The sequence below is a fragment of the Arcticibacter sp. MXS-1 genome, from assembly GCF_041902385.1.
GTDB lineage: Bacteria > Bacteroidota > Bacteroidia > Sphingobacteriales > Sphingobacteriaceae > Arcticibacter.
Window position 1 is genome coordinate 2,575,053 of the sequence record NZ_CP169244.1, and the last position, 24,736, is coordinate 2,599,788.

20 protein-coding genes, 1 tRNA gene, 1 pseudogene and 1 riboswitch are annotated in these 24,736 nt (G+C 47.1%); of the genes and pseudogenes, 14 read left to right on the forward strand and 8 right to left on the reverse strand.

What is annotated here, in order from left to right:
• Position 1: 1 nt before the first annotated feature.
• The 5 genes from thiH to thiS form a co-directional block, all read right to left on the reverse strand.
• A complete protein-coding gene (gene thiH, locus ACES2C_RS11205) occupies positions 2 to 1,117 on the reverse strand; it encodes a 2-iminoacetate synthase ThiH (protein WP_374163198.1) in 1,116 nt (371 codons plus the stop codon).
• Entirely contained in the window at positions 1,110 to 1,877 is a 768-nt protein-coding gene (locus ACES2C_RS11210; RefSeq protein ID WP_374163199.1) for a thiazole synthase, read from the reverse strand. Before ACES2C_RS11210 ends, thiH begins: the two co-directional genes overlap by 8 nt.
• Positions 1,878 to 1,888: 11 nt before the next feature.
• Positions 1,889 to 2,539 carry a thiamine phosphate synthase gene (locus ACES2C_RS11215; protein ID WP_374163200.1) on the reverse strand — a complete coding sequence of 217 codons (651 nt, stop codon included), beginning with the start codon at positions 2,537 to 2,539 and terminating at the stop codon, positions 1,889 to 1,891.
• Positions 2,532 to 3,149, reverse strand: a complete 618-nt coding sequence (locus ACES2C_RS11220; protein WP_374163201.1) for a thiamine phosphate synthase — start codon at positions 3,147 to 3,149, stop codon at positions 2,532 to 2,534. The genes ACES2C_RS11215 and ACES2C_RS11220 overlap by 8 nt, the downstream gene beginning before the upstream one ends.
• 26 nt (positions 3,150 to 3,175) lie before the next feature.
• Complete coding sequence (gene thiS, locus ACES2C_RS11225) at positions 3,176 to 3,484, reverse strand: sulfur carrier protein ThiS (RefSeq protein ID WP_374163202.1); 309 nt, start codon at positions 3,482 to 3,484, stop codon at positions 3,176 to 3,178.
• Positions 3,444 to 3,538, reverse strand: a riboswitch (TPP riboswitch). Its footprint overlaps the gene before it by 41 nt.
• A 119-nt stretch (positions 3,539 to 3,657) precedes the next feature.
• Here thiS and ACES2C_RS11230 point away from each other — a divergent pair.
• The 4 genes from ACES2C_RS11230 (at position 3,658) to ACES2C_RS11245 (ending at position 7,542) form a co-directional block, all read left to right on the forward strand.
• Positions 3,658 to 3,730 (forward strand) — tRNA-Phe (locus ACES2C_RS11230).
• A 277-nt stretch (positions 3,731 to 4,007) separates the two neighbouring features.
• On the forward strand, positions 4,008 to 4,679 hold the full coding sequence (locus tag ACES2C_RS11235) for a TonB family protein (protein WP_374163203.1): 672 nt from the start codon (positions 4,008 to 4,010) through the stop codon (positions 4,677 to 4,679).
• A 621-nt stretch (positions 4,680 to 5,300) separates the two neighbouring features.
• Positions 5,301 to 5,912 carry a DUF3237 domain-containing protein gene (locus ACES2C_RS11240; RefSeq protein ID WP_374163204.1) on the forward strand — a complete coding sequence of 204 codons (612 nt, stop codon included), beginning with the start codon at positions 5,301 to 5,303 and terminating at the stop codon, positions 5,910 to 5,912.
• 115 nt (positions 5,913 to 6,027) lie between these two features.
• Complete coding sequence (locus ACES2C_RS11245; RefSeq protein ID WP_374163205.1) at positions 6,028 to 7,542, forward strand: carboxylesterase/lipase family protein; 1,515 nt, start codon at positions 6,028 to 6,030, stop codon at positions 7,540 to 7,542.
• Positions 7,543 to 7,786: 244 nt separating this feature from the next.
• On the opposite strand, the gene ACES2C_RS11250 is transcribed toward ACES2C_RS11245, so the two are convergent.
• A complete protein-coding gene (locus ACES2C_RS11250) occupies positions 7,787 to 8,698 on the reverse strand; it encodes an AraC family transcriptional regulator (RefSeq protein ID WP_374163206.1) in 912 nt (303 codons plus the stop codon).
• 91 nt (positions 8,699 to 8,789) lie between these two features.
• Complete coding sequence (locus ACES2C_RS11255) at positions 8,790 to 9,563, reverse strand: SDR family NAD(P)-dependent oxidoreductase (RefSeq protein WP_374163207.1); 774 nt, start codon at positions 9,561 to 9,563, stop codon at positions 8,790 to 8,792.
• A gap of 349 nt (positions 9,564 to 9,912) precedes the next feature.
• Between ACES2C_RS11255 and ACES2C_RS11260 the strand changes: the two genes are divergently transcribed.
• From ACES2C_RS11260 to ACES2C_RS11270, 3 genes are all read left to right on the forward strand, one after another.
• Positions 9,913 to 10,431, forward strand: a complete 519-nt coding sequence (locus ACES2C_RS11260; protein WP_374163208.1) for a WG repeat-containing protein — start codon at positions 9,913 to 9,915, stop codon at positions 10,429 to 10,431.
• 279 nt (positions 10,432 to 10,710) lie between these two features.
• Complete coding sequence (locus tag ACES2C_RS11265; protein ID WP_374163209.1) at positions 10,711 to 11,355, forward strand: WD40/YVTN/BNR-like repeat-containing protein; 645 nt, start codon at positions 10,711 to 10,713, stop codon at positions 11,353 to 11,355.
• 120 nt (positions 11,356 to 11,475) lie between these two features.
• Positions 11,476 to 12,156 carry a hypothetical protein gene (locus ACES2C_RS11270; protein WP_374163210.1) on the forward strand — a complete coding sequence of 227 codons (681 nt, stop codon included), beginning with the start codon at positions 11,476 to 11,478 and terminating at the stop codon, positions 12,154 to 12,156.
• A gap of 11 nt (positions 12,157 to 12,167) precedes the next feature.
• Here ACES2C_RS11270 and ACES2C_RS11275 read toward each other — a convergent pair whose 3' ends face one another.
• Positions 12,168 to 13,097 (reverse strand): hypothetical protein, encoded by a 930-nt coding sequence (locus ACES2C_RS11275; RefSeq protein WP_374163211.1) that lies wholly within the window; start codon positions 13,095 to 13,097, stop codon positions 12,168 to 12,170.
• Positions 13,098 to 13,569: 472 nt separating this feature from the next.
• On the opposite strand from ACES2C_RS11275, the gene ACES2C_RS11280 reads away from it, so the two are divergent.
• From ACES2C_RS11280 to ACES2C_RS11310, 7 genes and pseudogenes are all read left to right on the forward strand, one after another.
• Positions 13,570 to 15,384, forward strand: coding sequence for a glycoside hydrolase family 15 protein (locus tag ACES2C_RS11280; RefSeq protein ID WP_374163212.1), 1,815 nt, complete (start codon positions 13,570 to 13,572; stop codon positions 15,382 to 15,384).
• Between the two features lie 44 nt (positions 15,385 to 15,428).
• On the forward strand, positions 15,429 to 16,559 hold the full coding sequence (locus ACES2C_RS11285; protein WP_374163213.1) for an aldo/keto reductase: 1,131 nt from the start codon (positions 15,429 to 15,431) through the stop codon (positions 16,557 to 16,559).
• A 172-nt stretch (positions 16,560 to 16,731) separates the two neighbouring features.
• Positions 16,732 to 17,964 (forward strand): hypothetical protein, encoded by a 1,233-nt coding sequence (locus ACES2C_RS11290; RefSeq protein ID WP_374163214.1) that lies wholly within the window; start codon positions 16,732 to 16,734, stop codon positions 17,962 to 17,964.
• Entirely contained in the window at positions 17,961 to 18,902 is a 942-nt protein-coding gene (locus tag ACES2C_RS11295) for a sensor histidine kinase (RefSeq protein ID WP_374163215.1), read from the forward strand. The genes ACES2C_RS11290 and ACES2C_RS11295 overlap by 4 nt, the downstream gene beginning before the upstream one ends.
• A gap of 8 nt (positions 18,903 to 18,910) precedes the next feature.
• Positions 18,911 to 19,678 carry a LytR/AlgR family response regulator transcription factor gene (locus tag ACES2C_RS11300; RefSeq protein ID WP_374163216.1) on the forward strand — a complete coding sequence of 256 codons (768 nt, stop codon included), beginning with the start codon at positions 18,911 to 18,913 and terminating at the stop codon, positions 19,676 to 19,678.
• 125 nt (positions 19,679 to 19,803) lie between these two features.
• Positions 19,804 to 21,479, forward strand: a pseudogene (locus tag ACES2C_RS11305) (polysaccharide lyase family 1 protein).
• A 513-nt stretch (positions 21,480 to 21,992) separates the two neighbouring features.
• A complete protein-coding gene (locus ACES2C_RS11310) occupies positions 21,993 to 24,611 on the forward strand; it encodes an outer membrane beta-barrel family protein (protein WP_374163217.1) in 2,619 nt (872 codons plus the stop codon).
• Positions 24,612 to 24,736 lie beyond the last annotated feature (125 nt).

The window sequence follows — 24,736 nt, forward strand, 5'->3', positions numbered from 1 at the left end:
TTCAAGATGTTAGGCAGGCGTCCCAGTCCTTCCATACAGGTTCGTAGCCCTGCGCCTTTATCACTCCTGCAATTTCCGCCGCACTCCGCTCATCCGAGATCTCAAACTGCTCAAGTGATTCCACTTCAACAGCATAGCCCCCTGGATTTGTTTTAGAGCCTGCGCTCATTGTTGTAATGCCCAATTTAAGGATATTATTGCGGAACCTGGGCGATTCCCGCGTTGAAAGGGAAAGCTCCACTTCCTGGTTGAAAAGACGCCAGGCACAAATGAGCTGTACAAGCTCGCGGTCGCTCATAGCAACCTTAGGTTCCATTCCGCCGCTGAAGGGCCGCAGCCTCGGAAAGGACAAGCTGTAGCGTGTCTGCCAGTATCGTTTCTCCAGGTAGCTAAGGTGTAAAGCGGTAAAGAACGAGTCCGTACGCCAGTCTTCCAGCCCGATAAGAACCCCCAGTCCCATCTTGTGGATGCCTGCCTGGCCGAGACGATCAGGAGTTTCCAGCCTGTACTCAAAGTTCGATTTTCTTCCCTTTGGATGATGTTTTTTGTAGTCATCCCGATGGTAGGTCTCCTGGTAAACCAGCACGCCGTGCAGGCCTTCACCAATGAGCTCCCTGTACTCATCCAGATCCATTGGTTGTACTTCCATCGAGATCTGAGAGAAATGAGGCTTTATCAGGCGGAGTACCTTCCTGAAGTAGTCGACATGCACCGTTTGAGCGGCCTCGCCCGTCACCAGCAGCACGTGCTCATAGCCCATGTCCCTGATCACGGCCACCTCCTGCATAATCTCCATGGGCGAGAGTGTCTTTCGCCTTAGTTTATTGTCGTAGCTAAAGCCGCAATAGGTGCAAATGTTGTTGCACTCGTTCGAGAGATACAGCGGGATATAGAGCTGTATCACCTTGCCGAAGCGTTCCTGCGTTAATTGCCGACTGATCTGCGCCATTTGCTCCAGATAGGGAGCAGCTGCCGGAGAGATCAGTGCTTTAAAATCCTCCAGGCTGCGCCTGCGGGCAGAGAGGGCCTTTAATACATCGTCGGCGGTTTTCGAGTAAATGCTTCTGCTGGTATCCTCCCAGCTATAGGTGTTGAAGATGTCTGTAAAGTTATTCATCCAGAAAAGAAGTTAAGGGACTGCTCGCCACAGCTCCAGATACCATACCTGCTAATTTTGCCTCGTAGGCCAGCCAGCCTGCCTCTACCGCCAGCTTAAAGGCCGCCGCCATTTGAGCAGGATCACCTGCAACGGCAATTGCGGTGTTCACCAGCACTGCGTCAGCACCGATTTCCATTGCTTTTGCGGCATCAGAAGGCGCCCCAATACCTGCATCGATCACAACAGGAACGTTGCTCTGCTCGATAATGATCTCCAGAAAATCGAGCGTTTTCAATCCCTTATTACTCCCTATTGGCGAGCCCAAAGGCATTACCGCCGCTGTACCCGCATCTTCAAGACGCTTGCAGAGTACCGGGTCGGCATGGATGTAGGGGAGGACAATAAAGCCCAGTTTAGCCAGTTCTTCAGTTGCCTTCAGTGTCTCAATCGGGTCAGGAAGAAGGTATTTGGGATCGGGATGAATCTCCAGCTTGATCCAGTTCGTTTCCAGTGCTTCCCGCGCCAGCTGTGCAGCGAAGACTGCTTCCCTGGCATTTCGTACACCTGAGGTGTTGGGGAGCAGGTTAATATGCGGGTGCCGGAGGTGGAGCAGGGTGTCGTCCTGCTCGTTCTTGCACATGTCCACCCGCTTCAAGGCGACGGTGACCAGCTCCGAGCCAGAGGCAAGAAGCGCTTCTTCCATTAATTGCGGCGAGCTGAACTTGCCGGTACCGGTAAATAGTCGTGAATTCAGAATGGTGTCTGCAATTTTTAACATAGGTTGAGTATTTAGTGATTTATAGATGAATGAAGAGGCTTGCCGAGGGACTGAACGATCTCCTTTACCAGCACCTGAGCGTCGGCACTCCGGGTGATGGCTCCGGAAAGAGCTATTCCGTATATGCCCGTTGTCATGATTGCCGGGATATCGGCTGCCTCAATTCCTCCGATGGCAATAACAGGCACCAGGATGCCGCGCTGCCGAACCTGCTCCATAATCCTGGTACATCCTTCAATCCCCAAAATCGGGCTTAACTTTTTCTTGGTAGTGGTAAACCTGAAGGGGCCCAGGCCGATGTAGTCTACTCCCTCAGCCACTCTTTGTTCGATATCCCGGAGGGTATTGGCTGTGCCTCCTATGACGAGCTGCTTCCCTGTTAGCTTCCGGGCCTCAGGGACAGGCATGTCGTCCAGTCCAAGGTGAAGACCATAGGCGTTCACTTTTACGGCAATGTCTGGGTGGTCATTAATGATAAGGCGGGCGCCGAACTGTCTGCAGAGCTCGGCGGCCTGCTGACCCTGAGGAAGGATCCGTTCGGCTGGTTCATCCTTTATCCGCAGCTGTATCCACCGGCAGCCTGCCTCGAGGGCTTTTCTTATAGATGCGAGGTGAGAGCCCTCCGCTGAGGGCTGTGATATATACTGAAGTCTGTCAATCATCTTTATCAGTGTTATCAAGAAATAAGTTTTGCAGTTCCAGAAAAGTCGCCACTGCTTTTTCCGGCTTCTGCCATATGGCACCGAGAACAGCCGCAGCCTTAAATCCCATGGCCTTGAGGCTATCCGCCCTTGCTGCTTCCACCCCACCAAGAGCAACAATGTTATCAGCACGGGGAGAGCCTGCAAGGCTGAATTCAGGGGTAAGCCGACTGTGATAGCCGGGCTTTGAAAGACTGTTGAAAACCGGTCCGAAAAAGAAGTAATCAAACAGGCCGAGCTCTTCGAGTCTGCTCAGTTCATGCAGCGATGTGCTGAGGACGAAGCCCTTTTCCTGCAAGCGGACTAAGTCTGCCGGACGGACCTGCGCTCTGGCTGCCTCTGTATAATGAAGTTGCCTAATGCCATACATTTCAGCCAGATGATGATGCTGATGCAGCGAGATGCTGCGATAGTACTCAGGCCGGATCTGTTTGAGCATAACCCTTAACTGCTGTTCACACCAGTCGGGTTTACGCACATGCAGGCAGGAAAGGCCTGCAGCAAACAGATCGTTCATGATCAGTGCTTCATCGCAGACCTCAGCCGGATTTGATATAACGATTAGTCGCATTGCTCTGCAGATTCGTCTGGGATGATCTATCCTCCTTGTGTAGCTTTAATGACAATGACCTGGTCGCCAGGATTTAGGGAATAAGTATCCCAGTCAGCTTTAGTGACAATGCTTTCGTTCACGGCAACGGCAAGGCCATGCGTGGGACCTGAGAGTACATCGGTAAGCAGGGTTTTAATGCTGCAATTTCCAGAAACGTTGTAAATCTGTTGATTGACGGTGACTTCCATATGATGCGTTAAGATCTTAACTGTAGGAATGTCCCCGTGTAAGGAAAGAAAGAACAACGCGAACAGCGTTGCCGTCACTTTTCCCTTCGGCAGTACTAACTGCATCAGGTTCAAAGGGTATTATCTCAGTCCGTTAAAAGGACACCCCTAAAGTTGCCGTAAACATAGAGAAAAATCTTTTTAAGTGGAGAAGGAAAAATAAATCTGAACAGCTTTATTTATTTCCCTGCTTGACAGTTTAATAAAAAACTCTATTTTTGCAGTCCCAACTACGGGATGGTATCATAGCTCAGTTGGTAGAGCAAAGGACTGAAAATCCTTGTGTCGCTGGTTCGATTCCAGCTGATACCACAAAAAAAGCCGCTTTTTACGAGAAGCGGCTTTTTTTGTGGTATGCAGATGGATCTTTGGGCCTAGGCTTCTTCGCATCTTGATCTCCGACGCAGTCCGGAAAACTTACCCTTACTTTTGAAGAAAAACTGTATAACGTATTTTCGAAATTTCCGATATTTAACTAACCTATTTGTAGGACGACAACTAATAGCCTTTATTCTCCCATTTTCGCAAATTCTTAACCGTCAGTCACCACGTTATGAGGATACTACTGCTAGCATTATTTCTATTAAGTATGAAAGCTTCTTTCGCCCGAAATGTGGATACAATTTGGTATAACAGTAAATGGGAAAAGACAGACAAAGGTAATAGATATTACTACAGAGTTGTTGAAAGAGACGATATCAAAAGCCTTTACTTTGTCAGGGATTTTTATCCTAGTGGAAAAATTCAAATGGAAGGCCACTATAAGTCTTTAAGTCCCGATATAAGAAACGGCGATTTCACATGGTGGTTTGAAAATGGGGTTAAACAAAGAGAAACTATATTCAAAGATGATTCTGTGATAAAACTGACAGAATGGGATGCAGATGGGAAATTAATAAATCAGAACGAACTAGTTAGAACAGTAAGTTTCAAAGACGTAGAGCCTGTTTATGAATTAAAGTCAATCGAGGTTGCACCTGTTTTCCCAGGCGGTATCCCGGCTTTATCCCGTTTTATTGCAAGCAGCATTCGCTACCCTTCTGATGCAGAAAAGAAGGGCATCGGTGGAAAAGTGATTGTAATGTTCGTCGTAAATAATAAGGGTAAAGTGGTACAGCCACAAATTGTACAGAGTGTCCACCCTTCATTAGACAAGGAAGCGATAAGAGTTATTAATTTAATGCCAAGATGGGAACCGGGAAAGCAAGGCGGAAAAGATGTTAACGTAAAATTCGCCCTACCGATCGTCTTTCAGAAATAGAAACTGAAACGGTTGCTGGCATCGGCTTCAAACAGTAGGAATGAAACTGTAGTGGTACAAACACTCGTTTCTTCATGCTTGCATGCTGCGGTAGTAACTTAGAAGTGAGCTGCAGACATGATAAGACCTTATTCGTCAGCCACAAGTATAATACCGGCAGAAATACTTGAGATACATACTTTGCAGCAGACAAATTAGCCGAATAAAAGAGCTTGATGTTTTGAATTGTTTTGTAAATTGCCTCACGTTGATAAAATACAGATGCGCAGTTACGCGTGCGAAGTAGTTTCCGCCAGTTTTAAGAAGCCGGAGTCTAGACGCTTGAATTTAAACCATTGTCAATCATTACCCCGGACGGAAAGGAATGTTTCTTGTTTTTATGGCAGACAGTAAAGTCTTAAAAGAATGCAGCCGACCTAAACAAAAAAATGAAGAATGTTCGAAAAGAAAGCCGGCTTATCAGGACGTTTTGTCAAAGAAGATCGAATGAAGCCCCGTAAGTTTTTTCAGTTGATAGACATTGCAGTAGCGTGTTAGGCTGGAACTTTGAAATCTCAATCGATAAGATGCCAACTGTTACGAGCTCTTTTAGTATTAATAAATATGCTTAAAATAAATCAGATGGATAAAATAAAATTAGCCGTTCTGGTATTGATGTTTACACTTACCACCAGTTATGCTCAAGTGGTAAAATCTAAAACTATTGATCATGGAGGTAGCAGTAATTACAAATCCGAAGCGGTAGCAGAAAAATTTGGTGTGCCGCCCCAAGCCTTAGCTCCACAGCAATTTATTAAGCCCGAGCTAGAATTTATTTGTGAATTGAAAGTGACCATTGAGCAACCTGTCGATTTAGGAGCTACTGTTCATGGTAAACGCATCATTATTCCAATCTCAGGAGGAACATTTGAAGGTCCTCGCATAAAAGGAACCGTACTTAAAGGGGGCGCGGACTATCAGTATGTCGGCATGAACGGCACTCGTACTGAACTAAACGCTATTTACACCATTAAAACAGATGATGGCGTTTTAATTCAAGTGCAAAACGCAGGATTAATTTATGCACCGAAAGAAAAGAATGCTTCTGGACCTCCTGAATTTTATTTCAGGGCAGCTCCCAAATTTGAAGCACCTATAGACTCGAAATATGCCTGGTTGAATAATGCTATTTTTATTTGTAAACCGGAAGTTAAAGATGGTTACATATCCATTCAGGTATGGAAAGTACTTTGATGCGAAATGCCCATCCACGTCGCCTGGTCCTGACAAAATTCGTCGTAAATAACCTAAATTATTAAAAATGAAAACTATACCAATATTTGTCTCATTGCTATTCTTAGGCTTGATAATGTCCTGCTCAAAAAAAACGATAGATATAGTAAAGGTGAAGGGTGGTTTGGTGCAGGGAACGAAAGAAAGCAGTATCACTGTTTTTAAGGGTATTTCCTTTGCTGCGCCGCCTGTCGGAGACCTCAGATGGAAAGCTCCCCAGCCTGTTGCTGAATGGGAGGGAGTCAAAAAGACAACAGTATTTGCAGCCTCGCCTTATCAGGGCGGAAATCCACCGGCAGGTAAAAGTGAAGACTGCCTTTATCTGAACGTATGGACTCCAGCCAAGTCGTCAAAGGAAAAACTGCCGGTCCTGGTTTGGATATATGGTGGCGGTTTTAGTTTTGGTTCAACTGCCGAACCGGTATGCACTGGGGAGCATTTAGCGAAAAAAGGCGTTGTCGTTGTAAGTATTGCGTACAGAGTCGGGAAGTTGGGATTTCTGGCTCATCCTGAGCTGAGCGCAGAAAATCCTAACAAGGTTTCAGGGAATTATGGATTACTTGACCAGATTGCAGGATTGCAATGGGTAAAGAACAATATTGCTGCTTTTGGCGGCGATCCTAAAAAAGTAACGATTTTTGGTGAGTCGGCCGGAGGAATTTCGGTCAGCATGCTCTGTGCTTCACCCCTGGCTAAAGGGTTGTTTCGTGGAGCTATTTCTGAAAGTGGCGGTTCATTTGGCCCTACGCGGCCAACAACCTATCCGGGGGAAAATATGAAGACCCTGCAACAGGCAGAAGCCAGCGGGAACGAATTTTTACAAAAAGCAGGTGTTTCGTCAATTGCTGAATTGCGCAAGCTTAAGGCTGAAGACTTGCCAAGCGAGCCAGGAATGGGAGGTGCATGGCCAATTATTGACGGATATGTGATACCGGACGACCAGTATAAACTATATAAAGAAGGCAATTATAACGATGTTGCTGTGCTTATTGGGTATAACTCGGATGAAGGGGCTAGTTTCTCACGAGAAAGAACGCCGGAAGAATATATTGCCAACGTTCGTCAGCGCTTCGGTAAGTTCGCTGATACCTTAATAAAAGCTTACCCTGTTGGCGAGAACCGCGTGCCAAGAACTGCGCGGAACTTAATGCGCGACGCAGCCTTTGGCTGGCACACGTGGACCTGGGCCCGTCTGCAATCACAAACAGGAAAGTCGAATGTTTTTTTATACTATTTCGACCAGCATCCCAACCTCCAAAAAGATTCGCCGAGAAATGACTTGGGTTCTCCGCACGGGCAAGAGATCCCTTATGTTTTCATGACATTGGACAAGGATAATCCCCGAACAACTGAAACGGATCTGAAGCTTTCTGACATTATCAGCAGCTATTGGACCAATTTTGCTAAATATGGGGATCCAAATAGGCAGGGTTTACCGCGCTGGCCGGCATTTACGGGAGAAAGCGAGCAACTAATGTATCTGAACGCAGACCCGCACGCGTCGCCTGTTCCCGACGAAAAGTCGCTCCATGTTTTGGACGCGTACTTTAAATGGAGGTTTACTCAGGAAGGTCGATTATGGGCAAAATAATTTTCTATGACTAAGCTTTGTTTATGCTTATACCGGGTATAAATTAAGCCGCTTTATTAAGCTTGTGAGTAAACAGAAAAGTGAGTTCCAGGTTAAAAGATGTACTTTGTCCTGATAAAATTGTGGTTGAAAGAGCGTCATCTGAATTCAAAGTTGTTCAAGCATATTGAGCAGCTTTGAAGCAGTAATTGGCTTAGCCTATGCTCCTGAATATCCTGCCAAGTGTCTTTATGCGCTGATATCATCAATTAAAGATCGATCTGAATTGTGCCGGTGAAACCTCCGTTTTGATTTTGAACAGCCTGCTGAAAGACTGCGGATGCTCAAACCCTAGCTTGTAAGCCACTTCGCTTACGCTTAAGTTTGTTGTTGAGAGCAATTCTTTAGACCTTTCAATGAGCTTTTGATGGATATGCTGTTGCGCATTCAGGCCTGTCAGCGAACGTAGCATGTCGCTTAAGTAATTGGGCGTGTAGTTTAATTGTCGGGCCAGGTACTGGACAGTAGGTACGCCATTCTGTATCGGCTGTTCTTCCCCAAAGTAGTCGTCCAGCAATTTTTCCATCTGCTGAAGGAGATCGCTGTTGACCGACTGCCGGGTTAAAAACTGCCGCTTATAAAAGCGCTTTGCATAACTGAGCAGTAACTCGATCTGCGAGATAATCACCTCCTGGCTGAAGTCGTCAATCCGGCTGTTTATTTCTTCCCGGATGATGTTATAGATAGAAAGCATAGTGAGTCTTTCCTGTTCAGACAGATGAAGCGCCTCGTTGATTGCATAAGAGAAGAATCCGCAGTTTTTGATCTTCCGGGCCAGGGGGAAGCCTTGCAGGAAATCCGGGTGGAAGATTAGTGAGTAGCCCTCGTTGCCCGTATATCCATCTACCCCGCCTACTACCTGATTGGGTGCGGTGAACAAGAGGCTGCCTTCGTTAAAATCATAGTAGCCCTGGCCATACCTGAACTTTCCGGCTAGTTTGGTAATGAAAGAGATCTTATAAAAGCATGCCACATAGCTGGTGGGAAGCCGGCGCATGTCGATCTGCCCTTGGTCCAACAAGGTAATCAGCGGATGAACAGAACCGGGGAGACCCAGCATACGGTGTATCTCCGATATAGATTCCAGCTTCCTGATCGCTAATGTTTCGCTTTTCATTCTTAAAGATAATAATAATGACCGGCGACTGTAAGAGTCACCGGCCAGAAATTTAATGATGGGAAGGGTAAGTTGATAATGGTATCGAGCACTACCAGGGCATAGGACCGTCAGGACCTGTGAACGTGGCGGTACCCCCATCTGTATCTAAGGCCATCCTGATCGGTTCCCGTGAGCCAACTTCAACCGTATCAGTGCCCTGGAAATTATTCAGCGCTGTGGCGGTAAAGCCGGGACTGGTTGCATTAACCTTGATGTTTTCTTTTTCAAGTTCTAGCGCAAAAGCTACGGTGACGGCATTGAGAGCCGTTTTAGATGCTGCATAAACCACGTTGAAATGTTCCCTCGCCCAGCAGTCGGGGTCAGTAATCCAGGTTAGAGAGCCGAGGCCGCTTGACACATTTACGATACGGGCTGCTGATGATTTACGCAGCAAAGGCAGCAATGTCTGAGTAACGGCAATAACACCGAAGACGTTAGTCTCCCAAACAGCCCGCACCTCATCCAGAGAGGCAGTAGTCGCCCGGCCATCCGCCAATATCTCCTCCATTGTACGTCCGGGCTTGCCCGCATGCGATATTCCTGCATTGTTTACCAGCAGATCCAGGTGTCCCTGCTCTTTTTCAATTTGTGCTGCGGCTGCGCTGATGGTGGACTGCTGCGTGACATCGAGCTCAGTCGCAATGGCATTAGTGCCGATCTCCGCGGCAGCCTTTTCCCCGTTACCCAGCTTGCGTGACCCGACATATACCGTATATCCATTTGCGGCCAGCGCTTTTGCGATTTGAAAGCCTACACCCTGATTAGCACCCGTTACCAGCGCTACGGGCTGTTTGTTTGTTGACAATCCAATTTGATTTTCCATGAGATTAATGATTAATTAATGAACAAAACAAAGGTCGCGAACCAGTTCCTTTGCTTCATAACCAGATCAAGGACATTTGTAACCGAAATGGAGACGCTGATCCGGAAGCCAGGAATTTGACCAGGACGAGCTATAGCAATGGCTGTAAAATGGAAGTTATTGAATGACCGCAGCTATGCGTTTTTGCCTTACACAGGATCGGCAAAGATTGTACAGGTGGTCTGTTTCGTTGCAGCTGCTCAAACAGTTTTCCTTTATTGCTTACCTTAGTGCAGGCTTAATAGTTGCGGGAAAATCATCCTAAACAGTACTACGGGCTTTACTGCGGCTACTATTTAAAGAAGACGAGGTGAATAAATACGCTCTGCAATTCCTTGCTTATTTCTGCTTTGTGGCACTGAGCGACTGTCGCTCGGGGGATGTGCCTTCCCCATTAGTACTAAAAAGAGATACTACAACGTCGATGTACGCGTACTTCGACGAAAAGGGCAACAAGGTTTTAGGAGATTACTATGCCGCTTATACAGACACCATTACTGAATATGGGATAGTTGCAGACCCGGGTTTTGTACTGATAGATAAAACAGGGAAGCATATTTATAACATATACCCCTTGGACAATGGTCCTGACTATACCAGCGAGGGGACTTATCGGATCATTGAAAATGGAAAAATAGGCTACGTTGATTCGTTAACTTCTGAAGTGCTGATCCAGCCTAAGTTTGACTGCGCTTATCCTTTTGAAAACGGTAAAGCGAAGGTGAGCGTCAACTGCAGAACCGTAAAAGCCTTTCCCGGAGACGAGCATTCAACGTGGGAAAGCAAAGAATGGTTTTATGTTGACAAGACAGGGAAGGTAGTGAGGTAAGTCAGGAGAGAGAACGCATCTCATATTATTTGTGTTTGATTAAGTATATTATTCGTTATTGGCTCTTTTCTACTACATTAGTGGCAGCTAGAGTGCTTAATAAGAATGAGAACCGGAGCTCTAGTCCGTTGAGTAGTTTTTCAGGCTCTTGAACGGATTGGACGAAAATTAATATTCACTCGTAACCATGATTCGCCTTATTTTACTAAAACGCCATATCTGTTCATTCTTGTTTAAGGATTTTGCTTTGTGTTTTCATCTTCGGGCTAGAGATAGATAATGATCGAAGCAATCAGCTTGCGTTATGAAAAAAGCTTTTACATTTTAATCTTAAATCTTCTGTCACTGGAGACCTTCTGCCAGGACAGAGACCCCGCTCGGTTAACAATTTCCGGCGGCTTCTCCGAAGTTGGAATTTCTCCGTCGGAGGAAATATGGGTTGCTACTAGAGCGGGAAACACCTACTACTCGAAGCAGCTCGGAGACTCGTGGCACATTGGACCTTTCGGCTCGTTCGGGCCTGGTCTCTCCAATTCGGGGAAGACGTTTGAGAGAGTGAATTTTTTCTCAGAAGACACCCTGATGATCTCTGGTTTTATTCAAGAGGGAGGGAGGCAAGACTTTGTTTTCTGGTCTGGAGATCACGGCAAGTCGTGGCAGAAAGTAGTATTCGGCAAAAGCAGCTGGATTGATGCTGCTTTTGTTAATAGTAACGGGAAGGCTTGGATGAGTGGGAGTTCTCAGCTTATATATTACTCGCAGGACAGAGGGAAGACCTGGAAATCGTTGGATTGTGAATTTCGATGGTTTAAAATTCCGAACGAACTCAGTTCAGCTTGGAAGGCAAATCGACAAAATAACAAATGGACACTTCTTAAATCCGGTTGCCAGAGACCAAACTTATGCAATTTTCAAGATCGCTGACTATTTGTACAAAAAAGAACTAGGAGCAAAATAATGCCCAATACTGATTTTCGTTTAGCACTTTGCCAGAAGCAGGACGGGCCAGTTCTTTCATTAATCCAATCTTTACTACATAACACAATGAGTACACTTATTTTTAGTATTTGGGTTCTGACCGTGTTAGCCTTTTTTATGAATGGTACCTCTGTCGCTCAGGAGTCTGGTGATGCCGAAAAGGTTAGGACGCAGATGAGCGCGTTCGTTAAGAATCTCTTATCAGAGCAGGTCGATACCATAGTGACTTATCAGCAAAACGCGGTGGGTTATGAGCCGGTGATATTGGAGCCGGTTGGAGCTTCTAAGGAAGTTACAGACTCATTATTTTGTGAAGTTGAAAGGTCTGCGTTTGTGATATGGGCGCTCAAGGGAAAGGTCTACGTTAAGAAAATTCACCCTTGCTGGTCCTTTAAACCTCTGATTGTAGAACAAAGAAAAATTCATGAATATATGCGGTGCTTAAGTCGCGCGGGCGAGATCAAGGCATTTGAAATCAAGACAGCAGCAGGCAGGCAAAAGATTCTTTCCAGTGATCATTCAATTGTAGCAGAAGTTGGATTTTACAAGAAAGGAATAATGAAAAGTTGGATTATTAACTCCGAAGACTTGTTAAAGAGCAGCAATGATGGAGCGCGGAACGTCAACTACCGATCCAATCAGGCCAATCCGGCTGTGCAGTTTTCAGCCTTCCTTGGGCACATGTTCGCAGTCGTTGTATTTGAAAGGGGGTATGATACCGGAAAAACTATGCCCAGGAAGTACTAAGAACAAGATGTTTATTCAACTGTGCCAGAATTTATCCTGTCCGACATTGTTTGCGCGCCTTCTTTAATACGTTTCTCCCTGAAAAACTGTCTTATTTCTGGCTCTTTCAGGTCCTGCCAGAAGCGTGTGGAATGAATGATTTTTTTACCTTGCTCCCACAAAACCTCAGGTGACGCAGGAAGTCCTCTCCAGGCACAACCGAATGGCAGCGAACCACTTTCAAGATCGCCCAGGTCGAATTTAATGCTCTTAGCAAGGATGCCAAATATGTGATCCTCTTCCAGGACGACTGCCGCCAGTTTAGACTCCGGCAGAAGACCCGCCTCATCCAGCTTCCGCAAGAATAACTCACTGACGAAATAGGCGCCACCAAAAACGTTCTCGCCGATGTCGTAACCGTTCTTGAAGGCATCTATCAAAATTTTACGCAGGGTATAATTAGCGATAGGTTGCCGCAAAAGTCTTCGTGTAAAGGCAAGGGCCACGATCTGATTCCTTAGCCATTCATTATCAATAACGTTTCCGAAGCTATCGACCGGGTTTTTCGATTTTCTGTAAACTCCTGCAATTCCTGTCTTGGGGCTATTTTTAAACAGCTTAATTGCTTCGTCCTGAGGATTGAAGCCTGTTATCAGGGCGTCGGTATCCATGCGCAACAGAAGCTGAAAGCTATAATGGTCGAGAACATACTTGAAGGCCAGCGACAAAGTAATGTAAAGTCCGCCGTGCAAACCGTGTGTTTTCTTATGTCTCAAGAGATCTATTTCTGGAAAGATCTCCTTTATTGTGTCCCCTGTCCTTTTTTGTGAATCGTCAGAGATCAATATTTTGTAGGTACAGTGGCAGTAATACTTTATACTGTTAATGGTGTCTTCAATAAATTCTACCTTGCAGTTAGGACCGACAGGTATTACAATAATAAGGTCATAATCCGTTTTCATGATGTTGTTTTTGACAGTGTTTAAGCGTTGTTTTGAGGTTGAACCTGCTGCCTGTCATCTCCCCGTCCTGTAACTTTAGCTTAGGTTTTAAGTTTAGGTTTAGCAGCAGCGGCTGTTCTTAAATAGTTCCAATTTGATGATCTAATGTAGGGGATATTATTATGAAATAATAGTGGCGTAAGTAAAATTAAAATGAAGATAAAGACACTCCGTGTTCTTCTAATTCTTTCAACTGCATGGTTGGCATTTTTCGTGAGGCACCGGAGCATGTTGTGGTAGTTCTCGCCCATTGGTGCCAGCGTTCCTCATTCTCAGGTTTTTACCTTGCTTTTGTTCAGAGGCGGAGCTGGCAGAACTGTCGAATCGACGCTACATCAACAAGGACTCGCCAGATGGGGGCAGCTAAAAGCAGAAGGCCGCCCTGACTTGGCCGGCAGGGGAACAAGAACCAGGTTTTCGTTGTTGCTAGTAAATGAAGCACGAGTTCAGACCATACCAGCCAATTGAGAATTATGGTATTATCGGTGATTTGAAGACGGTAGCTCTGGTATCCCTGAAAGGATCGATCGACTTCATGTCTTTCCCGCAGTTTCACTCGCCAACTTTGTTTGCGTCTCTGCTCGATGCCCAAAAAGGGGGCTATTTTTCAATTGAGCCGCAGATGGGGGAGTTCAAAACGAAGCAGCTGTATCTTCCTGGCACTGCTGTTTTGCTTACCCGCTTCTTCTCTGAGGCTGGAATTGTGGAGATTACCGACTTCATGCCCTGGGATACCGGCAAGCAGGCGGTCAGTACTATCGTACGGAAGGTGAAAGCGGTGCGGGGTAATATCAGCTTTAAAATGCACTGCGCCCCTCGTTTTGACTACGCGCGCTGCGAACACCGGGCTGAACTGGCGGAGAATCACATTATCTTTTCTGTGACAGATGGTGGTAATGCCGAAGTTCGTTTATCCGCTGATTTTCAGCTGCAGGTGCAAGGTGATGATGCCTATGCAGAGTTCTCTGTAAAAGAGTCGGAAGTGGCTACTATTGTTCTGGAATCGGTGGCGCCGGGCCGGGAAAGGGTATTTGAAGATGTCGCGCATTTTGCCAGGGGAGTCTATGATCAGACTATCCTCAACTGGCGCAAGTGGATATCCAAATGCACCTATAGAGGGAGATGGAACGAGCAGGTGCAACGATCGGCAATCACGCTGAAGCTGCTTACTTCCCAACGGCACGGGTCAGTCATTGCAGCGGCTACTTTCGGGCTTCCCGAAGCACTCGGGGGAAACCGCAACTGGGATTACCGCTTTACCTGGGTACGCGATGCCGCTTTCACCATGTATGCTTTTCTGCGGCTTGGCCTCTTTGAGGAGGCTACCGACTTCCTGAAATGGATACAGCGCGTGAGTAAAGAAAACAAACTGCAGCTGATATACGGTATCGACGGCAATACGGATCTTAAAGAAACTGAACTAGAACACCTGGAAGGTTACCGGGGATCAAAGCCCGTTAGGATCGGAAATGCAGCCAGGGATCAGCTGCAGATCGACATCTACGGCGAACTGATCGACACTATCTACATCTACAATAAATCATATAAGCCCATCACCTATGACTTCTGGACCGTGGTGTGTCAGTTTGTGCAGTCGGTGATTGATTCCTGGCATTTGCCCGATCATGGTATCTGGGAGATTCGTAACGAGAAAAAGCCTTTTCTGCATACCCGACTGATGTGCTGGGTGGCCATGGACAGGGCAATCAAAATAGCCGACCAGCGGTCATTCCCTTACCCGGTGATGCAGTGGACAGGCGTAAGGGATGAGATCTATAACGACATCTTTCATAATTTCTGGAACGAGGAGCTTGGCGCCTGGGTGCAGTATAAAGGTGCCGGGGTGGTCGATGCAAGTGTGCTGCTCATGCCCCTGGTCCATTTTGTCTCACCAGTAGAGCCACGATGGGTCTCCACTATGGAAGTGATTGACAAGAAGCTCCGGCTTGACGTGCTGATCTATCGATATCAGAACTCGCATGAAAATATAGACGGGCTGGACGACGAGGAGGGAACCTTCAATATGTGCTCGTTCTGGTTCGTGGAGGCTCTTGCCAAAGCGGGACAGGTAGAAAGGGCTGTAGAGAATTTTGAAAAGATGCTTGCCTATGCGAACCATCTCGAATTGTTCAGCGAAGAACTAGGTAAACAAGGAGAGCATATCGGTAATTTTCCTCAGGCTTTTACGCACCTGGCTTTGATCAGCGCAGCGCTGGAGCTGGACAAGCAACTGGACCGGTTGTATTAAGGCAAACCGACCGCTCCTAATCTTGTTAACTTCAAAAAAGAGCGATGGACAGAAGACGATTTCTGACACATACAGCGGTTTCGGCTGCGGCTATTGCCGCAGGGGCTTTCGTTCCTGGGTATGCCGCGGCCCTCTCTAATAATCTGGCAATGGAAAAAACAGCAAATCAGAAACAGCACAAAAGATACCGCCCTCTCACGAAGGCGGGAATGGGAGGCGTGGCCCTTGGAAACGGCTTTCAGGTAAATCCCGAAATTGAATGTTATCAGGCAATGGAGGCCGCGTGGGATGCAGGCATCCGCTATTTTGATACTTCGCCCTGGTACGGCCTCGGTATCAGCGAACGTCGCATGGGCGTGTTTCTGAAAGATAAACCCCGGTCAGAATTCACTCTTTCTACCAAGGTCGGGCGTCTGCTGGAGCCTCATGAGGATTTTCAAGTCACGCAGGCTCTCTGGAAAGGGAAGATGAACTTTGGCTATAAGTATGACTATACGGCCTCCGGGGTGAGACGCAGTGTGGAAGACAGCCTCCAGCGTCTCGGCGTTTCTTCGTTAGACATTGTGTTTATTCATGACCTTTCGCCAGATAACGGCGACATGAAGCAGGGTTGGTTGAAGTACTTTGAAATTGCACAAAAAGGCGCTATGCCTGAGCTGACAAAGATGCGGGAGGAAGGCCTGATTAAAGCCTGGGGGCTTGGCGTCAATACCATTGAACCTATTCTCAAAACCATAGAAGTGGCCGATCCTGATATCTTCCTCTCTGCCACTCAGTATTCTCTCATCAAGCATGAAGACGATCTGAATAAGGTCTTCCCAAGGTGTGCAGAAAGAGATATATCCATTGTTGTGGGGGCGCCACTTAATGCGGGCTTTTTGTCGGGTAAAGACCGGTATGATTACAGCGGTACTTTTCCTGAGGGTGTTAAAGAGAAGCTGGCGTCCATTAAAGCTGTTGCTTCGCGTCACCAGGTTGACGTCCGCACTGCTGCCCTGCAATTTTGTGCAGCTCCTGAGGTAGTGTCGGCAGTCATCCCCGGCTTCCATACGGTTCAGCAGGCGAAGGAGAATGCCCGGTCACTCAGCAGCACTAAGATTCCAGCCGCTTTCTGGGAGGAGCTTAAGAAGGAAAAGCTGATCGCCGCTAACGCTCCTGTCCCCGCAGCCCGTTAGGAGGGGTGTTTTTAAAGGTGTGTTCGCAACTTTAGCTACAAGTTCTGGTTGCGCTGAGCGGGGCTATGTCCCGCTTCAGCCCTTGAATCTCCCACTTTACCCGGAATTATTTGACAGTAGCGTTGGAAAGCAATAACTTGAGCGCAATTGTGATCGAGCGTCAGGTTAACTTATGAAGGGTTGTGCCTATTTTCTTCTTGTCTGGTCCTTTGCTATTGCCTTGTGCGGAACTGCTTTTGCACAGAGTAATAACTTTATGTATGGAGATGTGATCCTTAAGAACAGGGAGACCGTCACCGGTATTATTGAGTGGACTGACGGGCAGCTTCTGTGGACGGACTTGTTGCAGGCCACAAAGACCAATGTCTCGATGTTGCGATACCTAAGTGACCGGCAGCTGGAGGGATTAAGAAACCAGGGGGGCGGCGACGGGCTTGACTGGCAGTTTTTAAACCTCTGGAAAGACAAGCTGCCGGAACGTCAGCCTGAGGCGCTCTGCCAGTTCGGCAATATTGCTTCCGTGCATATCACCGGCGAAAATGACGCTCAGGTTTACTATAGGAGCGGGTCAAAAGTCAGGGTCAGCCTGACGTCTCCTGAAGGCGAATCTGCTCCCGGTATAACCGTACACGGAAGTGTTACTACCCGGTTGCGCCTGAGCGACATCAGCAGGGTGGTGTTCAAGAGTGCAAATTACAATAATGTCACCTGGAAGCGAAAACCCCTGTACGGTACAGTGTATACCATGAACGGTCCTCTTACCGGCTATATCCGTTGGGATATGACCAAGGCTCTTTCTTCACGAACACTGTATGGCAAAAACGGAGAAGTGATGGCGGGTGTTAAATTTTGGGATATTAAACGTATCGCAAAAAAAGAAAATGGAGCGACTGTGACGTTTAATTCATCGCGAACCGTCTTTCTTCAAAGCACAAGGGACGTTAGTTCTGCGAGCCGGGGAATAGTGGTGACCAATGCTGAGTGGGGCAGGGCGGTAGTCGACTGGAAAGCTTTTAAGTCAGTGGTGTTTTACGACCCGCCGGCGGATGAAGTGAGTTACGGATATTTTGCTGCCCCTAAAAAGATCTATGCCGATGTGACCAGTTCGGGCGGGCGGGTGTTCCGGGGAAATTGTTCCTTTGACCTTGATGAGGAATGGAACTTTGAGCCGATAGAGGGTCGCTTTAATGGCATCCTTTATCAGGTTCCCGTATTTAACATAGCAGCTATTGCTCCTGCAGCCGAAAACTCCTCGAAGGTAAGGCTAAGAAGCGGAAAAGAGCTGGTGCTTGCCGGCTCCAATGATGTATCGGGGCGAAACTGGGGAATAATTATCTGGCTTGTTAACTCCAGGTACCAATACATCCCCTGGAATGAAGTAAAGGAGCTGAGATTTAGAAAATGAAACCAGAGCTGTTTTATCTCATCGCCCTTCTATGGATTGCTACCGTAGTCGTACTCTTGTGGTTCGGCAACAAGCGGATCTTCAGCTACCTTGATAAACGCCTGCCATGGCTGAAGCATATCTCTAAGCGTTTCTTTGCACAGCTCTTCCTGAGCGTGTTCTACTCCCTGGCTTGCATCAATGCCACGTATTATCTTTTCAGGCTGCAGACTAGTATCACTTCGCCTACCTGGTCACAGTTCTTTGTGCTAAATATTTATGGACTGCTGTTTATTATTCCGGTATTGGCTGTCAATTTTAGCGTGTACTTCGTCAGTCAATGGAAGAAAGCAGAGATGCAGTCCAATTATTTGCGGGAGGAGAATCTTCGCACGCAGCTCGACTCACTGCGAATGCAGCTCGATCCGCATTTCCTCTTTAACAATCTGAATGTATTGTCTTCACTGATCGACAGTGATCCCCATACTGCCCAGCATTTTCTGGATAAGTTCGCCGACGTTTACCGGTACGTGCTGCAGTACAAAAATGAGGAGCTGGTTCCGCTTGCCACCGAGCTCGACTTTATTGAATCATATGTTTATCTGCTGAAGAAGCGGTTCGGCAGTCAGCTCAAGGTGGACATTGATGTGCCCGACGATCTTCCGTTTTCCCTCTTTATTCCGCCCCTCTCGCTGCAAATGCTGGTCGAGAATGCATTGAAGCATAATAAGATCTCTGGCAAGGCTCCCTTTATGATCGATATCTTTGTAGAAGACGGGCAGTGGATCACCGTACGGAATACCTATAACCCGCGTGAAGATACTGCCGCAAGACCCGGCAAAACGGGGCTTGACAATATTGGAAAGCGATACGGATTCCTCTCGTCAAAAAAAATAAGGATTAGCAAGGACGATTCATATTTTATCGTTAGTTTGCCCCTGTTAGACGTAACCGGTTAATGGGAGATATGCAAGTTCTGATCATTGAAGACGAGGCTCCTGCCGCTGAAAAGCTGCAGAAGCAGCTGCTTGAGTGTGATAGCTCTATCACGATACTCGATGTTTTAAATTCCGTGGAAAGCTCGGTTGAGTGGCTGCGCGTCAACAAGCATCCTGATCTTATTTTGTTGGATATCCATCTGGCCGACGGCCTGTGCTTTGATATTTTTAAGCAGGTGAAGGTTAAGTCTCCCGTCATTTTTTGTACGGCTTACGACCAGTATGCTCTTAAAGCTTTTGAGCTAAACAGCATTGACTATCTGTTAAAGCCTGTCCAGGCGCAGAAGCTGGAAAAGAGCCTGGAAAAAATGAAGGACGTACAGCAGCAGCGGAGCCCTGTTGTTGAAGGCGACCTTTTGAATAATTTAATGAGCATGATTGGGCGGCAGGAATCAAATTACAAGTCGCGCTTCATGGTCAGGATCGGCAACCGGATACAAGCAGTAAAGGCCGGGGATATCGCTTATTTCTATTCCAGAAATAAGCTGACGCTTCTGGTCACAAAAGACGGACAGAGCTTTCCTGTAGATTATTCGCTTGATGATCTGATACAGCTTCTCGATCCGGCTGTCTTTTTTCACGTCAACAGAAGTCTTATCATTCACATTGATGCCGCGCGCGAAATACATCCTTATTTCAAGGGCCGTCTGAAGCTGGTGCTGCACCCGCCTTTGGATGAGGAAGTGGTAGTGAGCAGTCAGCGTACACCGCTCTTTAAAGACTGGCTCGATCAGTAGTCAGCTTCATCGTGCTTTTTTCCTGTTTGAGGAAGTGAATATCCGGCTGTGTCAGGTATGTATTCCGCTTTTGAAAGAGATGCTCTTTCTTTATGGAATATAAACCCATTTCGATATACCCATAAATGAAAAGGATCAACACACGGGTAACAGGTGTTACCACTTTACTTTCAATTTTTACTATTCTGTTTGGCTTTACAGCCCATGCTCAGTATCCGGATATTCCGGCTGATGTAAAGGCAGCGTCAGACAAGTACATGCAGGAGTGCTACAAGCGCTCAGACAGCGCCTGGCAGAAAGCACGCATTATTATCGAAAAAGAAACCAAAGAAGGCAAACCTTATATTCCATGGGCAGGGCGTCCGACGGATTTGCCACAGGCATCGCTTGCAGCCTTCCCTGGTGCTGAAGGAGGTGGTGCGTTCTCCTTCGGCGGCCGCGGAGGGAAAGTGCTGGTTGTGACCAGCCTGGCCGACAGTGGTCCCGGAAGTTTGCGCTGGGCTTGTGAGCAGGGCGGCGCCCGTACCGTTGTCTTCAACGTATCGGGGATCATCCGGCTGAAGAGTCCGCTGATCATCCGTGCACCCTATATCACCATTGCAGGTCAGTCGGCTCCTGGCGACGGAGTCTGTGTGGCGGGCGAGTCAGTATGGATCAATACCCACGACGTGATTATCCGCTTTATGCGTTTCCGCAGGGGCGAGACCTATGTAGGCCGCAGAGACGATGCCATCGGTGGCAACCCGATAGGAAATATCATGATCGACCACGTATCGGCAAGCTGGGGACTGGATGAAAACATGTCGATGTACCGTCACATGTATAACGACAGCACGGGCAAGGCAGAGGTGAAGCTTGGAACCGCTAACATCACCATCCAGAACTCGATTTTCTCAGAAGCACTGGATACCTGGAACCATGCCTTCGGAAGCACCCTGGGCGGTGAGAACTGTACGTTCATGCGTAACCTGTGGGCTGACAATGCTGCCCGTAACCCATCCATCGGCTGGAACGGAGTGTTCAACTTTGCCAACAACGTGGTGTTCAACTGGGTGCACCGCTCAACCGACGGCGGCGACTATACAGCACTGTTCAACATCATCAATAACTATTACAAGCCGGGACCGCTTACTCCGTTGAATGAGCCGATCAGTTACCGGATCCTCAAACCCGAGTCAGGCAGAAGCAAGCTTCCTTATGTGGTGTTCGGAAGAGCGTATGTGGAAGGGAATATCATTGCCGGCAATGAAAAGGTAACCAAGGATAACTGGGATGGCGGAATTCAGCTGGAAAACAAGAAAGGCGATGCGATGACCTTCGAGGAAGCGAAGCCATACTTTGCAGCGATGCGCTCTTCAAAGCCACATCCGATGGCTCCCATCACTATTATTCCTACAGAAAAGGCCTATGATTATGTACTGGCCAATGTAGGAGCAACCCTTCCAAAGAGAGACCCCGTAGACACGCGTGTGATTGAACAGGTACGTACCGGCAAGATCAACTATCTGAAGAACGTGAAGCTTCCAGGCACCCAGTTTAAGCATCGTCGTTTACCGATCGACTCCTACAAGGGGGTATCATCACCGACATTAATCAGGTGGGCGGCTATCCTCAGTATAAGGGTGCCGCTTACAAGGACTCAGACAACGACGGTATTCCTGATGAATGGGAAACAAAGAATGGATTGAATCCCAAAGACGGATCAGATTCAGCAAAATATGCCCGCAATGGCTACACCAACATTGAAAACTATCTGAACAGTCTGGTTTCTGTTGATACAGTGAAACCAAACGTAAAATAAGTACCAAAGAATTTCATGTTTCCAAAACAACCCGGCGCCAAAGGCGCCGGTTGTTTTTAGCAATCAGCTGTAAGCAACCAGCTAACAGCCATCAGCAGATAGCTTTCGGCAATTAGCTTAAGGTAATTAGTGATCGGCAATCAGCTATCAGAAACTAGCTTAAGACCATCAGCACTCAGCTTAAGGCTGTTAGCAACAGCTATTGACAATTGAGAATAACCCGGTAAAGAACAGTTAACTAACTAACAAGCCTCGTTTTCAACTCACGCATAAATAATAAACAAAAGGACACAAATTATGGTTATCCAGCCAGGACGTGAGCGGGTAATAACAACGCACTATTAAACCCCCATACGTAACAACATAACGCACCACTCTTAATCATAGCCCCCGCTTTTCCTCCCACAACTCAAAACTCAAAACTTACAACTTACAACTTACAACTCACAACTTACAACGCATAACCCACAACCCACAACTCATACCCACAGCTCATAACCAATAAAGACCCTGATGAATAAGCTATATATCCTCACATCTGTTCTTATCCTCAGCTCTCTTGTTACTTTAGCGCAGATAAGAAGAACAGTGCGTGGTGAAATAACTGATACCACCGGAGCTGTTCTTCCGGGCGCTTCTGTAAAACTTATATCAGCTCACGATACTCTTTCTACTGCTTCGGATCCGCAGGGGACGTTCAGGTTTGCTTCTGTGAAGGCAAGCCAATTTACGATCCTGGTGAGTTCAATAGGTTTCAGGCCCTTCAGTAAGGACTATGTTGTAAGTCCGCGTAATATTGCAGTGACACTCGCACCAATCCATCTCAAAGATGCTTATAATCAGCTGAACGAGGTGGTGGTCACCGCCGTGACGCCTGTCGTTGTCAAAGAGGATACCACCCAGTACGATGCCCGCGCTTATCCGGTTCGGGAAGGCGATGACGCGGGTGAACTTTTAAAGCGAATGCCAGGCATGGAGGTGAGCAAAGATGGAAGTGTGAAGGCGCAGGGCCAGGCAGTTACGAAGATCCGACTGAACGGAAAGGACTTTTTCGGTAACGATGCAACTGCTGCTTTGCAAAATCTTCCTGCAGATATTGTGAAGAATGTGCAGCTGATTGATGACTACGGAGAAGAGGCCGCTTTAACTGGCGTAAAAAGCGGCGATCCCCAAAAGATCTTGAATATTAATACGCTTGACGACAAGAAGAACGGCTATTATGCAGGCGCACAGGCAGGGCTCGGCTCTACCGACCGGTATAACGGGCGTATGCGGGCAAGCCGCTTTCGAGACGATCAGCGTATGACAATTGACGCCACCAACAATAATGTGTCAAACCGGTCGAGGGGAAGTACGGAAACGACGTCCATCGGACTGAACTATCAGGATCAGTGGGGCTCTAAAGTAGAGAATTACGGAAGCTATCGTTTTAACCGGAATAATAATAACTATAATGAACAGACGGCCAGCCAGAGCGTTTTTGAAACCTACACCAGGTTTGACAATGAGGATACGGGCAACGAGCGCCGGGATTATGATCATAACCTGTCATGGAATGTTGAGTACAAGATAGATGAGGCAAACTACCTGAAGGTAAAGCCGGGCCTGTCTTATAGCTCTTCCGATGCCAGTACAACCGGAGTTACCTATACCCAGCTGCTCCGGGCCGCTTCTGAAAGAACAAGGAGTTCGGCGACTGGTACATCTTCGGTTGAAGGGGGCGCTGAAATCTTCTTCAATCATAAGTTTGAAAAGAAGGGACGCAATCTGAGTGTGAACGCGGTCCTCAATCTAAGCAATGGTGACAATAGGAACGACCAGCGGAACGACTACAACAATACTGACTCACTCGGGTATGTAAGCGCTGAACAGCAGTATCAGAACCGTACCAATGATAACGTAAACAGAAATTCACGCCTTCGTTTTTCGTATATGGAACCTCTCGGCGCAGCTTCTTTCCTCGAACTGAATTATCAATGGAGCCGTACTTCGACCAGTACTGAAAGGAATGTGATGGACATAGATCCTTCGTCGGGGGCAGAGTCTTTTAACCCTGCCCTGAGCAATCATTACGAATATCAGTTTATTACGAACCGGGCGGGACTGCATTACCGTTATGCTGGCAAGAAATTAAACTACTTTGCGGGAATTGCTGTCATGCCAGCAACACTAAAGGGCGAAGATATCTCACGCAGTCAGCGCACGGAGAAGAACAGCGTCAATTGGATCCCATCAGCAAGGCTGGTTTATAAGTTTTCGAAAAAGCAATCGCTTACAGCACGATACAACGGAAGAAGTAACCAGCCTGGTTTTACCCAGCTTCAGCCCGTAACGGATAATGCAGATCTCAGGAATATTGTGCGCGGAAATCCCGGATTGAAGCCGGAATTTACTCATAATCTAAATGTTGACTATAATCAGGCAGACTGGGGAACTGGCTATATCTTCAATTCGGGTATTGACTTTAGCCGTACGGACGATAAGATTGTGACAACAAAGGTGATCATTCCCGACAGTCTGAAGCAAATCACGTCATACGCCAATACCAGCGGGTTCTATAACGGACAGGTGCGATACTCCCTTACCAAACCTTTTTTCGGACGTGCTTTTACAATCACTTATCTCGGAGGTTCCAACTTTAGCAACAATGTCACACTCACCAACGGCGACCGCACTACGGCCAAAAACATGGTCTTGAACCAGGGACTACGATTCAGGTTCGATATTCCTGACGTGATGAACGCATCTTTGAATACATCTTATTCTGCAAACCGCACCCGTTACTCATCCACTTCTTATTCCGACCGAAATACGACAAGGTACTCGCTCGGACTTGAAGGGAGGAACTATTTCTTTAAAGACCTCACGCTTGGCTATGATTTTTCCAAAGATTTTAATAGGGGATATAGCGCAGGCACTTCTAACCCTATGTTGCTAAACCTCTTTCTCGAGTATCGTTTCCTGAAACGGAACAGAGCAAATGTCAGGCTGGAAGGGTTCGACATCTTTTCTCAAAATACAGGCATATCGAGGGATGTGTTCGATAACGTGATCGTGGATAGCCGGAGTAACCGCTTGTCACGATATTTTATGCTGTCTTTCCAGTACCGTATCCAGAAGTTCGGAGTGTAGACGACGAACATGCGGATCCTGTTAGAATTTCTGCAATTGGAAATTAAAAAGTTCAAGGGTAAAGAGGGGCAAATGTTGTCGCGTCGACAGCATTTGCCCCTCTTTATTATTATACAAGGAAGAAC